The sequence below is a fragment of the Cupriavidus sp. SW-Y-13 genome, assembly GCF_009793345.1.
Classification (GTDB): Bacteria; Pseudomonadota; Gammaproteobacteria; order Burkholderiales; family Burkholderiaceae; genus Cupriavidus.
This window is the reverse complement of the sequence record NZ_WHLX01000001.1, coordinates 3,528,788-3,541,102: the sequence shown is the minus strand read 5'-3', so window position 1 is coordinate 3,541,102 and position 12,315 is coordinate 3,528,788. Positions and strand designations below refer to the sequence as shown.

The 12,315-nt window shown below is 64.4% G+C and carries 12 protein-coding genes; 7 read left to right on the top strand and 5 right to left on the bottom strand.

Annotated features, from left to right (window positions below; translation table 11 throughout):
* The first annotated feature begins 58 nt into the window (after positions 1-58).
* The 4 genes from GA566_RS15855 (at position 59) to GA566_RS15840 (ending at position 3,337) form a co-directional block, all read left to right on the top strand.
* The gene (locus tag GA566_RS15855) at positions 59-2,131 is read left to right on the top strand and encodes a carbon starvation CstA family protein (protein WP_137926008.1); all 2,073 of its coding nucleotides are present in this window, start codon (positions 59-61) and stop codon (positions 2,129-2,131) included.
* Between the two features lie 33 nt (positions 2,132-2,164).
* Positions 2,165-2,359 carry a YbdD/YjiX family protein gene (locus GA566_RS15850; RefSeq protein ID WP_130391883.1) on the top strand — a complete coding sequence of 65 codons (195 nt, stop codon included), beginning with the start codon at positions 2,165-2,167 and terminating at the stop codon, positions 2,357-2,359.
* A 232-nt stretch (positions 2,360-2,591) separates the two neighbouring features.
* Entirely contained in the window at positions 2,592-3,032 is a 441-nt protein-coding gene (locus GA566_RS15845; protein WP_137926009.1) for a hypothetical protein, read from the top strand.
* Between the two features lie 122 nt (positions 3,033-3,154).
* On the top strand, positions 3,155-3,337 hold the full coding sequence (locus tag GA566_RS15840; protein WP_160473170.1) for a hypothetical protein: 183 nt from the start codon (positions 3,155-3,157) through the stop codon (positions 3,335-3,337).
* A gap of 76 nt (positions 3,338-3,413) precedes the next feature.
* Here the strand turns inward: GA566_RS15840 and GA566_RS15835 are convergent, their stop codons facing one another.
* Positions 3,414-3,629 carry a hypothetical protein gene (locus GA566_RS15835; protein ID WP_160473169.1) on the bottom strand — a complete coding sequence of 72 codons (216 nt, stop codon included), beginning with the start codon at positions 3,627-3,629 and terminating at the stop codon, positions 3,414-3,416.
* 189 nt (positions 3,630-3,818) lie between these two features.
* Between GA566_RS15835 and GA566_RS15830 the strand changes: the two genes are divergently transcribed.
* Entirely contained in the window at positions 3,819-4,745 is a 927-nt protein-coding gene (locus GA566_RS15830; protein ID WP_137926011.1) for a LysR family transcriptional regulator, read from the top strand.
* A gap of 84 nt (positions 4,746-4,829) precedes the next feature.
* On the opposite strand, the gene GA566_RS15825 is transcribed toward GA566_RS15830, so the two are convergent.
* The 4 genes from GA566_RS15825 to GA566_RS15810 form a co-directional block, all read right to left on the bottom strand.
* The gene (locus GA566_RS15825) at positions 4,830-7,526 is read right to left on the bottom strand and encodes a DNA topoisomerase III (RefSeq protein WP_160473168.1); all 2,697 of its coding nucleotides are present in this window, start codon (positions 7,524-7,526) and stop codon (positions 4,830-4,832) included.
* A 160-nt stretch (positions 7,527-7,686) separates the two neighbouring features.
* Positions 7,687-8,094 (bottom strand): thioredoxin family protein, encoded by a 408-nt coding sequence (locus GA566_RS15820; RefSeq protein ID WP_137926013.1) that lies wholly within the window; start codon positions 8,092-8,094, stop codon positions 7,687-7,689.
* 36 nt (positions 8,095-8,130) lie between these two features.
* The gene (gene dprA, locus GA566_RS15815; protein ID WP_160473167.1) at positions 8,131-9,258 is read right to left on the bottom strand and encodes a DNA-processing protein DprA; all 1,128 of its coding nucleotides are present in this window, start codon (positions 9,256-9,258) and stop codon (positions 8,131-8,133) included.
* 43 nt (positions 9,259-9,301) lie between these two features.
* The gene (locus tag GA566_RS15810) at positions 9,302-10,477 is read right to left on the bottom strand and encodes a LysM peptidoglycan-binding domain-containing protein (RefSeq protein ID WP_160473166.1); all 1,176 of its coding nucleotides are present in this window, start codon (positions 10,475-10,477) and stop codon (positions 9,302-9,304) included.
* A gap of 164 nt (positions 10,478-10,641) precedes the next feature.
* Here GA566_RS15810 and def point away from each other — a divergent pair, with 164 nt between their 5' ends.
* Positions 10,642-11,148 carry a peptide deformylase gene (def, locus tag GA566_RS15805; RefSeq protein ID WP_137926016.1) on the top strand — a complete coding sequence of 169 codons (507 nt, stop codon included), beginning with the start codon at positions 10,642-10,644 and terminating at the stop codon, positions 11,146-11,148.
* A 106-nt stretch (positions 11,149-11,254) separates the two neighbouring features.
* Positions 11,255-12,256: a methionyl-tRNA formyltransferase gene (gene fmt / locus GA566_RS15800; protein ID WP_160473165.1), complete on the top strand. Its 1,002-nt coding sequence runs from the start codon at positions 11,255-11,257 to the stop codon at positions 12,254-12,256.
* Positions 12,257-12,315 lie beyond the last annotated feature (59 nt).

Sequence of the window (12,315 nt, the reverse complement as noted above, 5' to 3'; positions counted from 1 at the left end):
CTACCCGATTTTTCTGTCGACGCAGGTACTTTCAGCCGGTCTGAGGAGACCCTTCAACATGAATCGCATCGGACAACACCTGTTGTGGCTGGCCGTCGCCGTACTCGGCGCATTTGCCTTCGCCACCGTCGCGCTGTCGCGCGGTGAAGCCGTCAGCGCACTGTGGATCGTGGTTGCCGCGCTCTGCATCTACCTGATCGCCTATCGCTACTACAGCAAGTTCATCGCCGAAAAGGTGATGCAGCTCGACCCCAAACGCATGACGCCCGCGTGGCGGCACAACGACGGCCTGGACTACGTGCCGACCAACAAGGCGGTGCTGTTCGGCCACCACTTCGCCGCGATTGCCGGTGCCGGACCGCTCGTCGGTCCCGTGCTGGCCGCGCAAATGGGCTACCTGCCCGGCATGCTGTGGCTGCTGGCCGGCGTGGTGTTTGCCGGTGCGGTACAGGACTTCATGGTCCTGTTCATCTCCACGCGCCGCGATGGCCGCAGCCTGGGCGACCTGGTCAAGTCGGAGATGGGCACCATCCCTGGCATGATCGCGCTGTTCGGCTGCTTCATGATCATGATCATCATCCTGGCGGTGCTGGCGCTGATCGTGGTGAAGGCACTGGCCGATTCCCCGTGGGGCACGTTCACCGTGGCGGTGACGATTCCCATCGCCATCTTCATGGGTATCTACACGCGCTATATCCGCCCGGGCCGTATCGGCGAGGTGTCGGTGATTGGCTTCGTGCTGCTGATGCTTGCCATCATCGGTGGCCAGTACGTGCATGAAAGCGCCACGCTCGCGCCGCTGTTCACGTACGACGGCAAGGCCCTGACGTGGATGCTGATCGGCTACGGCTTCGTGGCCGCCGTGCTGCCCGTGTGGCTGCTGCTGGCGCCGCGCGATTATCTCTCCACGTTCCTGAAGATCGGCACGATCATCGCGCTGGCCATCGGTATCCTGATCGTCGCGCCCGAACTGAAGATGCCGGCGCTGACGCAGTTTGCGGCAGGCGGCGGTCCGGTGTGGTCGGGCAACCTGTTCCCGTTCCTCTTCATCACCATCGCGTGCGGCGCCGTGTCGGGCTTCCATGCGCTGATCTCGTCGGGCACCACGCCCAAGCTGCTGGAGAACGAATCGCACGCGCGCTTCATCGGCTACGGCGCGATGCTGGCCGAGTCGTTCGTCGCCATCATGGCCCTGGTTGCCGCCTCGGTGATCGAGCCCGGCGTGTACTTCGCGATGAACAGCCCGGCGGCCGTGATCGGCACCTCGCCGGAAGCCGTGGCTGCCACGGTATCCACGTGGGGCTTCGTCATCACGCCTGACGTGCTGATCCAGACTGCCAAGGACGTTGGCGAGAACACGATCATTTCGCGCGCCGGTGGCGCTCCGACGCTGGCCGTGGGTATCGCGCACATCCTGCACCAGGTGGTGGGCGGCCAGGCCATGATGGCCTTCTGGTACCACTTCGCCATCCTGTTCGAAGCCCTGTTCATCCTGACCGCTGTCGACGCAGGCACCCGTGCCGGCCGCTTCATGCTGCAGGACCTGCTGGGCAGCTTCGTGCCGGCGCTCAAGAAGACCGAGTCGCTGACCGCCAACCTGATCGCCACCGGACTGACCGTGGCGGCCTGGGGCTACTTCCTGTACCAGGGCGTGGTCGATCCGCTGGGCGGCATCAACACGCTGTGGCCGCTGTTCGGCATCTCCAACCAGATGCTGGCTGCCGTGGCGCTGGTGCTGGGTACGTGCGTGCTGGTCAAGATGAAGCGCGGCCAGTACGCCTGGGTCACGCTGGTGCCCACCTGCTGGCTGCTGATCTGCACGCTGACCGCTGGCTGGCAGAAGCTGTTCCACTCGGACCCCAAGGTCAGCTTCCTGACCCACGCCGAGAAGTTCAGCGCCGCCATTGCCGAAGGCAAGGTGCTGGCCCCGGCCAAGTCGATGGAGCAGATGCACCGCATCGTCTTCAACGACTATCTGGACGCCGGCCTGTGCGCGCTGTTCATGTTCGTGGTGCTGTCGATCGTGTTCTACGGTTTCAAGACCGCGATGCAGGCACGCGGTATCACGAAGCGCACGGACAGCGAGACGCCGTTCGAACCGCTGCCGGCCCAGGCATCGGTGCAGTCCTGATCACTGGCTATCTGAATTGAGGAGGCCGCCATCATGCTCGAACAGATCGGAACCATGGGACGTTACCTGGGACAGTCGTTGCGGCTGATGGTTGGCCTGCCCGACTACCAGACCTATGTGGCCCATATGGAAGCCACCCACCCCGACCGCGCACCCATGACGTACGAGGAGTTCTTTCGCGAACGCCAGGAAGCACGGTACGGCGGCGGCCAGGGCAAGTGCTGCTGAACCATCGCAGCCCGGCAGTACGGAAAACGGCTCCTTCATGGAGCCGTTTTTCATGGGAAGGCCGCTTGCCCATTTGTGACGGCAAATTGCACGATGTGGCGCCAGAACATCAGTTTTTAACGCGCCGATACCGTTTCTCCGGCGGGTTACAGGGCTTCACATCTAGTTACAGCAAGGGCAGGGCTCCTTCTCTACACTCCGTTCCCAGATACAACAATTAAAGGAAATTCGAATGTCTCGCCATCTCCGCACCCTGACTCTGGCCCTTGCTCTCTCGGCAGCAGCCCTGCCGGCGTTTGCAGGCGGTGATTTGAACAATGCCCTCGGCGGTGGCCTGGGTGGCGTGGCAGGTGCCGCAGTCGGCGGCGCGCTCGGTGGCAGCACCGGCGCCGTGCTCGGCGGTGCCGTAGGCGGCGGCGCAGGTGGTGCACTGACCTCGAACCGCCGCGAACGCACGGGCGCCATCATCGGCGGCGCCCTGGGCGGCGGCGCAGGCACCGCAGCCGGCAACGCCATGGGCGGCCGCACCGGCGGCCTGGTCGGCGCCGGCCTGGGTGGTGCAGCAGGTGCCGCACTGGGTGGCAATGTCTCGCGCAGCAACTCGTACGACGATGACCGCCGCTACTACAAGCGCAGCAAGCACAAGAAGCATCATCGCCACTATCACGACTGATAGTTAGCGAGGTGGAATGGAGAACGGGCCCTTTGGGGCCCGTTTTGTTTTTTCAGATTCGTCTCATAGGCATCGGCAATCACGAAGTCCAGACTGTTTGTTTCCCAACGGAGTGGACAGCTATGACCAGGACAGCACCGACAATCGAAGACGAAGGTGACGTGCAGAAGAGGATAGGGGGCGTTGCAGCGCTCTTCGGATTCCTCGGCGAACTGACATTGGAGGAGTTCGACGCTTGCAATGAAGAGATCGCAGAGTTATTCCTGGGCCAGTCAGATGAGAATGATGACTGGGACGCGCAATAAGCCCCATGTCTAAGACGCCAAAAACAAAAAAGCCCGTACCAACCAGGTACGGGCTTTTTACAATGTGCGGGGCAGCTTACAGCTTGGCGCCATCCGTGAACACGTCGAACGGGGCCTTGGCGCCGTCGGTGTACGGGTCGAACTTGCCCATCTTGGCACCGTCCGTGTACGGATCGAACTTCGTGGCCTTGGCGCCATCGGTGTAGGGATCGAACTTGCCGGCCTTGGCGAAGGCGGGAGCGGCGGACAGGGCTGCGGTCAGGGCAACAATCAGGGCAATTTGGCGCTTCATGACGATCTCTTCACTTTCATGCGGATGCCGGCTGAGTCGGGAGTTTGCTGCGTTGCGGCATCGAATGACTCGATATTAGGCATTTCCCTGATATGCATAAATAGCTCGATCCACAATGATTGATTGTGGTTTCAACAATAAATTACCCTCCACAGGGAAAAATTCAGGCAGCAGCCAGGGGAATATGTCATGGATCGACTGCAATCGATGCGCGTGTTCGCCAAGGTGGTCGAACTGGGCAGCTTTGCCCGTGCGGCGCAGCAACTCGAAATGTCGAACGCCGTGGTCACCCGCTACGTCGCCGATCTGGAAAGCCATCTCGGCACGCGGCTGCTGAATCGCACCACGCGCAGCCTCTCGCTGACCGATGCCGGCGAGACTTATCTGCAGCGTTGCGCGCAGATCCTTGAAGACGTCGAGGAAGCGGAATCGATTGTCACGGCGCGCAGCCAGTCTTTATCGGGCACGCTGCGGCTGATCACGCCCGTCATGTTCGGTTTGCACCTATTACCGCAAACCCTGGAACGGTTTCATCGCATCTATCCCGATATCGTCTTCGATGTGCAACTGTCCGACCGGATGGTCGATATCGTCGAGGAAGGACGTGACGTGGGGGTCATGCTGTCGGACCTGGGCCTGGGATCGCACCTCGTGGCGCGCCCGCTGATCTCGGCGGAGATCGTGCTCTGCGCATCGCCGGGATACCTGCGCGACCATCCGCCGCTGCGTACCGCCCACGATCTGACCAGCCACCGCGCCATCGCGATGCGGTTGCCAACTGCCGAGCACGAATGGACGCTGTCCGGCCCCGAGGGCGAAGTCACGGTGCCCATCCGTCCGGGATTGCTGTGCAGCAATGCGGAACTCGCGCATCAGGCTGCGCTGGCCGACATGGGCATCGCCATGCTGTCGTCCTACCTCGCACGTCCGAATATCGAGGCGGGACGCCTGATGCACGTCCTGCCGCAATACCAGCTGCCGCGCCGCGACGTCAGCGTGGTGTACCCGAGCCGGAAATTCCTGCCCACCAAGGTACGCGCCTTCATCGACTTCCTGCTCGAGGAAGGCAAACAGCGGGGCGGCGAGACGGTTGCCAAGGCGCACAGCCAAAGCTGAAACCTGCGGCAGCAAGAGCACCAAGCAAAACGGCGAGGTTTTCACCTCGCCGTTTTGTTTGCCGTCACCGGGAATGGTGAGCGGTTACTCTTCCGCGTCAGCCGTCTGCTTGGCCGTAGCACGCGGCTTCTTGGCTGCCGGTGTCTTGGCGGCTGCAGTCTTCGTCGCCGCCTTCCTGGCCGGCGCCTTCTTCGCAGCTACCTTCTTGGCCGGTGCCTTCTTTGCCGCAGCGGTCTTGGCTGGCACCGCTTCCGCACCATCATCCTTGGCGGCCGTCTTGGCTGCAGGCTTCGCGCCGGCCTTGCCGGCCTTCGGCTCGCGCGCCTCGAACTCGAAGCCGATCTTGCCGTCAGGCTGCTTGACCAGGAACGCCTTGAAATTGCGTCCTGTCCGAGACGACTTGAAGCCGGTCAGCAGATCCGTCTTGCCGGCCGACAGCAGCTTGCCGATCTGCTCTGGCGACACTTCCTGCTGCAGGATGATCTTGCCGGTCGTGAAATCGCAGGACTTTTCCGGACCCACGGCGTTCTCGCACACGTACTTCATGCCGTGCTCATACACCGAGCCATTGCACTTCGGGCAGTGGCCCAGCGCCGTCTGCTCACTGAAATCCACCGGCTCGCCGTCGCCATCATCGTCGTTCTGGCCGAAGTCGAACTCCATCTTCCAATGGCCTTCGTCGTCGTGGGCGAGCTTCAGGATGGCGGCAAACGGACGTCCCATCTTGCTGCGGAAGCCCTGCAGCGGACCGATTTCCTTCTTCAGCAGCAGTTCCTCAACCTCGTTGATCTCGAACTGGCGACCACCCGGGATCTTGCTGATCGAGAAATCGCAGGCCGTGCAGGCAAACCGGCGATAGTTCTCCTTGACCTGCCCCGCGCATTGCGGACATGGCGTGTCCAGCGTGGCGTAGTCTCCGGGAATCGTGTCGCTGTCGTATTCCTTGGCGCGCTTCACGATCTGCTGCGTCATCTGCGCGATCTCGCGCATGAACTCATCCCGCTTGAGCCGGCCGCGCTCGATCTGCGACAGCTTGTGCTCCCACTCGCCTGTCAGCTCGGCCTGCGTCAGTTCCTGCACGCCCAACCCGCGCAGCAACGTCATCAGCTGGAACGCCTTGGCCGTAGGGATCAGTTCACGCCCCTCGCGCACCAGGTACTTCTCGGTCAGCAGCCCTTCGATGATGGCCGCGCGCGTAGCTGGCGTACCCAGGCCCTTGCCGGCCATCGCCTCGCGCAGCGCGTCGTCGTCGACGAGCTTGCCAGCACCTTCCATGGCCGAGAGCAGCGTGGCTTCGTTGTAGCGAGCCGGCGGCCGCGTGGTCAGGCCCACCGCATCGACCTTGTCGGTCTTGACCTTCTCGCCTTTCTGCACGGGCACCAGGTTGGCGTCCTTGTCGTCCTTGCCCTGCGCCTCGCGGCCGTAGATCACGAGCCAGCCCGGATTGACCAGCACCTTGCCTTCGGTCTTGAAGTGGTGTCCGGCAACCTCGGTAATGCGCGTGGTCACCTGGAACTCGGCCACCGGGAAGAACACGGCCAGGAAGCGGCGCACGACCAGGTCGTACAGCTTCTGCTCGGGCTCGGACAGGTTCTTGGGTGCCTGCAGCGTCGGGATGATAGCGAAGTGATCGCTGATCTTGCTGTTGTCGAAGATCTTCTTGTTCGGCTTCACCCAGCCGCTCGACAGGATCTTCTTGGCGTGCGGCAGGTAGTTCGGCGAGCTGTCGGCCAGCATGTCCATGGTCTGCTTGACCGTGTCCAGGTAGTCCTCCGGCAGCGCGCGCGCATCGGTACGCGGGTAGGTCAGCACCTTGTGCTTCTCGTACAGCGCCTGGGCCAGACCCAGCGTGTTCTTGGCCGAGAACCCGAAGCGGGAGTTGGCCTCGCGCTGCAGGGTGGTCAGGTCGAACAGTGCCGGCGACTGCTGCGTGGACGGCTTCGACTCCTCGCTGACCGTGCCCGGCTTGTCGCGGCACGCGGCCACGATGCTCTTGGCTTCGGCCTCGCTCCACAGGCGCGACTCGCGCGCCTCGGGATCGAATTCGTTCTTCTTGAACTTGGGATCGAACCAGCGGCCTTCATAGAGGCCAGCCGCCGCGATGAACTCGGCGCGCACTTCCCAGTAATCGCGCGGCACGAAGTGTTTGATCTTCTCTTCGCGCTCCACGACGATCGACAGCGTCGGCGTCTGCACCCGGCCCACGGTGGTCAGGAAGAAGCCGCCGCCCTTGCTGTTGAACGCGGTCATCGCACGCGTGCCGTTGATGCCCACGAGCCAGTCGGCTTCGGAGCGGCAGCGCGCGGCATCGGCCAGCGGCAGCATTTCCTCGTCGGCACGCAGCGCGGCAAAGCCGTCGCGGATTGCCTGCGGGGTCATCGACTGCAGCCACAGCCGGCTCACCGGCTGCTTGGCCTTGGCCTGCTGCGCGATCAGGCGGAAGATCAGTTCCCCTTCGCGCCCCGCGTCGCATGCGTTGACCAGCGCGGTCACATCCTTGCGCTTGATCAGGCGGTTCAGCACCTTGAGGCGCGACTCGGTCTTGGCGATGGGCCGCAAATCGAAATGCGGTGGAATCACGGGCAGGTTGGCGAAGCTCCACTTGCCCCGTTTGACTTCGTAATCGTCGGGTGCCGCGATCTCCACGAGATGGCCCACGGCCGAGGACAACACGTAGTTGTCGCTCTCGAAGTATTCGTCGTGCTTGGTAAAGCCCCCGAGGGCGCGCGCGATATCGGCGGCAACCGATGGCTTTTCCGCGATGATGAGGGCTTTAGACATTCAACGGGTCCTTGTGACGCGGCGCCCCAAAATGAGCAGCCTGCGCCTCTTGAAATTCACGGCAAACTATGTAAACAGCACGCCTGGGCTTTGAGGCGCCAATAATAAGCGCGGTTTCGACGGGCTTGCAAGCCACTGCCGTCACCACACCCAGCGCGCCTCAGCTATCCCGGGCATCCAGGCCAAGTAGCCACGGCAGCACTTGAGGAATCTCCGATGCTGCCGCAGGCATGGCGGCGCCTTTTATCAGCATCCGCTCCAGCACGTCGAGGTGTGGCAGCACCGTTCCGTAGAAATGTGGCGCGCCGCCTGCGATGGGCTGAATCAATACAGTAGGAAAGTTTTCGATGTCGATGTCCTCACCGAGGTAGTCGGAATGGGTTTCGACGTCGATCCACACAAAACAATCGTTCGGATACCGCTCGGCCAGCGCGGCAAACCCGGCCACATACTGCTTGCAGGTGCCGCACCAGTCGGCACACAGGCAGGCCACGAGCCGTCCGGCGGGACGGTTGGCCAAGGCCCGGCTGACGGCGCCAGGGTCCTGCTCGGGGTAGTAAACGGCCATTGCAAGCGAAGTATGAGGCGAACGCGATACCGCGGATCATGCCAGACGCCGGAAGCGATTGCCCGGCAGCCGTTCCGCCGCCCCGGCCAACTCAAGCTGCAAAAGGGCCGCAGACGCCGCTTCCGCTATCATCCCCGCCCGTTCGCACAAGGCGTCGAAGCTGACAGGATCATAGGACAGGGCACCGCCAAACACGTCCCCCGGCATGGTGCCAGCCTCGCGAGAAACGGCGACAGCCGCCTGCCCCGCCACCCGCTGCGGCGTACCCAGATCAGCAAATTCCTCAAAAACGTCTGCCGGGGATTCCACCAGCTTCGCCCCCTGCCGAATCAGCTTGTGGCAGCCGCGCGAGAGTTCCGCGTGGATCGAGCCGGGAATGGCAAAGACCTCCCGGCCAATTTCGGATGCCAGCCGCGCCGTGATCAGCGACCCCGACCGCTCGGCAGCCTCCACCACCAGCACGCCCCGCGCCAGCGCGGCGATGATTCGGTTGCGCCGCGGAAAGTGATTCGCCCGGCCTGGCGTACCCAGCGGAAACTCGCTGACAATCGCCCCGCCTGCGTCCACGATGCGGTGCGCCAGCCCATGGTGTCGCGCCGGATAGACGATATCGACACCGGTGCCGACCACAGCCACGGTGTTGCCCGGCCCCTCGATCGCTGCCGCGTGCGCTGCGGCGTCGATCCCCAGCGCCAGCCCTGACACCACGGTCAGACCCTTCTCGGAAAACGCCTGCGCGAACAACTGCGCATTGCGCTCGCCCTGCGCCGTGGCGTGCCGCGCGCCGACAATACCCAGCGACGGCGCCTGCAGCCGCGCTGCATTGCCATTGATATAGAGCACCAGCGGCGGATCGGCCAGATCAAGCAGGCGCGCGGGATAGGCCGCATCGGCCATGGTTACGACGGCGTGGTCCGGCACGTCAAGCCACCGGCATGTCCGGTCGATGCGTTCGGCCATGGCCTCGTCGGGCCGCGCCACCAGCGCCCGAACGGCTGCGGGTTCGGCCACTTCGCCCAGTCGTGCAGCCTCCTGGGACAGCACGGCTTCCGGCAAGCCGAATGCGGCCAGCAGGTTGCGGGCGGTGCGGGCCGAAACGCCGGGGGTGGTGGTCAGGCGGACCCAGGCGGCAACTTCAGTGGGGTCGCGAGTCGATACGGTCATCGGGAAGCGCAGCGGGACGGCGCCTCGGCGCCGCCCCCACTGGTCACTGCGGCGTCTTGGCGAGGTCGCCGACCTTCATCACGTTGGTGGCGTCTGTCACCAGCGCGTAGGCGATGCCCGGGAACACACGGTAGACATAGGCCAGTCCGTACCGGTCGTCGGGCAGCGTGATCGTGCGATTACCGTCGGTGGCATCCTTGACCTGGCCGCCCGTGCGGGACAGCGCCAGCACATGGCCCGGCTCCAGCCCGGCGTTGGTGCCCAGGTTAAGCACGACCACCTGCTTGGCGCCGCCGTACTCGACGCCGCCATAGACCGCCGCGATGCGGGCTTCGATATTGGTGTCCGGCGCGTGCGGCACGTATCTCACCAGCTCACGCGCGGGTTGCGGCAACAGCAGCGAGCCCGCTCCCATTTCCTGCGGCGACTGGGTGACCTGCACCGTCGCCACGGCATCGGGGCCCTCCGGGCCGCGCGTCAGGCGCACATTGCCCTGGTACTGGGCCTCGTAGCCGAGCACGGCCTGCGTGATCGGATCGTAGACGGGCTGGGCCGGCTTGAATGCCTGCCAGTCGCTGCCTACGGAGTCCGTCGGCGCGATGCCGCGCACGTAGCCGGTGTCGCCACGGCCCATGTACACGCGGGCATCCGTCAGGGCCACGATGCGGGCCGACGTGGCCACCGTCTGCTGGTCCACCACGAGGGGACGCTTCAGGAAAGGTTCGATATCCGAAGAGGGAATGCTGGGGATGGCGTTGTTGCTATCGCCCTCGCCCCGCACGCGCGGCGACAGGCGGATATCGCCACCGCTCGCGCCGCCCGGTGCGGTGGTGGACAGATAGGCGCGGCCATCGCGCTGGACCAGATACAGGATCTGACCCGGATAGATCAGATGCGGATTGCCGATCTGCTGCCGGTTCATGCCCCACAGCGCCGGCCAGCGCCATGGCTGGCGCAGGTACTTGCCCGAGATCCCCCACAGGGTGTCACCCGAGCGCACCGTGTACTGCCCGGGGGCATCGGTAGCGAGTTCCGAAATTGGGATACCCTGCTGGGCAGTGATGTCCGCCTCGGCGCGCTGCGCTGGGGAGATGGCAAGGTCAGCAGCCTGGACAGCCGCTGCCGCCCCTGCTGTGACGCATGCAGCACTCAGCATGGCGAGGGTGAACGCGTGCAGCCTGCGGCCCGACGCCGCCTGTTGTTTGGTAATATCGCGCATTTTCCTGAACCGGTCGGGAGACCAACCGGATTGACCCTAGGTAGAGCGTGCCTGCTGCGGCGCGCCTTGAATTTTTGTACTAGCGCCCCGATTCTGCATGTAAACACCGCACGCCGCAACGCTGGCCGGGCAGTGGACAGCACCCGGCGTTGCGCTCCAGCATCATGGCCAAACTCGATATCCTCACCTATCCCGATCCTCGCCTGCACAAGGTGGCAACGCCCGTGGCGGTGGTGGACGACCGCATCCGCCAGCTCGTCGCCGACATGGCCGAAACCATGTACGAAGCCCCCGGCATCGGCCTGGCAGCCACCCAGGTGGACGTCCACGAGCGCGTGATCGTGATCGACGTATCCGAGTCGCGCGATGGGCTGATGGTGTTCATCAACCCCGAGATCGTCTGGGCCAGCGACAACCGCAAGGTGTGGGAAGAGGGCTGCCTCTCCGTGCCCGAGGTCTACGACCGCGTGGAGCGCCCGGACCGCGTCAAGGTGCGCGCGCTCAACGAGCGCGGCGAGACCTGGGAAATCGACGCCGACGATCTGCTGGCCGTATGTATACAGCACGAGATCGACCACCTCGATGGCAAGGTATTCGTCGAATATCTGTCGCCGCTAAAGGTCAACCGGATCAAGAGCAAGCTCCAGAAACGCGTGCGCTCGCGGATGTAACAGTGGGGCCGCACGTGTGCGGCCTCTGCTATCGTTACACGATCCGAATCCCGATCACGTACCGGCCGCTATGCGGCCGGTGTCGTTTTGACTCCGTATTGTTGCCATGACCCAAGTCCAGCCACTGCGCGTCGCGTTTGCCGGCACGCCCGAATTCGCGCGTGTCGCCCTGGAAGCCATCCACGCTGCCGGGTTTCCGGTGGTGGCCGTGCTGACCCAGCCCGACCGTCCCGCCGGCCGCGGCATGCAACTGCAGGCCAGCCCGGTCAAGCAGTTTGCCGTGGAAACGGGATTCGGCCCCGTGCTGCAACCCCGCTCGCTACGCCGCCACGGCAAGTACCCCGAAGAGGCCGGGGCCGCCGTGGACACGCTCGCGCAGATTGCGCCCGATGTGATGGTGGTGGCCGCGTATGGCCTGATCCTGCCGAAGGAAGTCCTGGAACTGCCGCGCCTGGGCTGCCTGAATATCCACGGCTCGCTGCTGCCACGCTGGCGCGGCGCGGCACCCATCCATCGCGCGATCGAGGCCGGGGACGCCGAGACGGGCATCACGCTGATGCAGATGGACGAGGGCCTGGATACCGGTGACATGCTCACGCGCGAAGCCGTGGCCATCGGTCAGCAGGACACCACGGGCAGCCTGCATGACACGCTGGCCGAAATGGGGGGCCGGATGATCGTCGATGCGTTGCGCCAGCTCGCTGCCGGCCAGCCGCTGACCGCCACGCCGCAGCCCGAAGCCGGCGTGACGTATGCCGAGAAGATCGCCAAGGAAGAGGCACCGCTCGATCTCACACGCCCGGCGGCGCAGTTGGCGAACCAGGTGCGCGCATTCAATCCGTTCCCGGGCGCCACGATCCAGGTGGGCGACACCGTCATCAAGTGCTGGCAGGCCCTGCCGCTGGCCGCGCCGGCAGGGCAGTCCCAGCCGCCGGGCACCGTGCTGGCTGCCGACGCCGCCGGCGTGATCATCGCGTGCGGCGACGGAAGTGCGTTGCAGGTGACCGAGTTGCAGAAGCCGGGCGGTCGGCGCCAGCCCGCGCAGCAGTTCCTGCAAGGCATGCCGCTGCCCGCCGGCACGCGCTGCCTGGTGCCGGGTGCGGCCTGAGCGCCTGACATGCCACATGCCGCGCCTGAAACCCTGCGAACGACATTGAATTTCTGGAG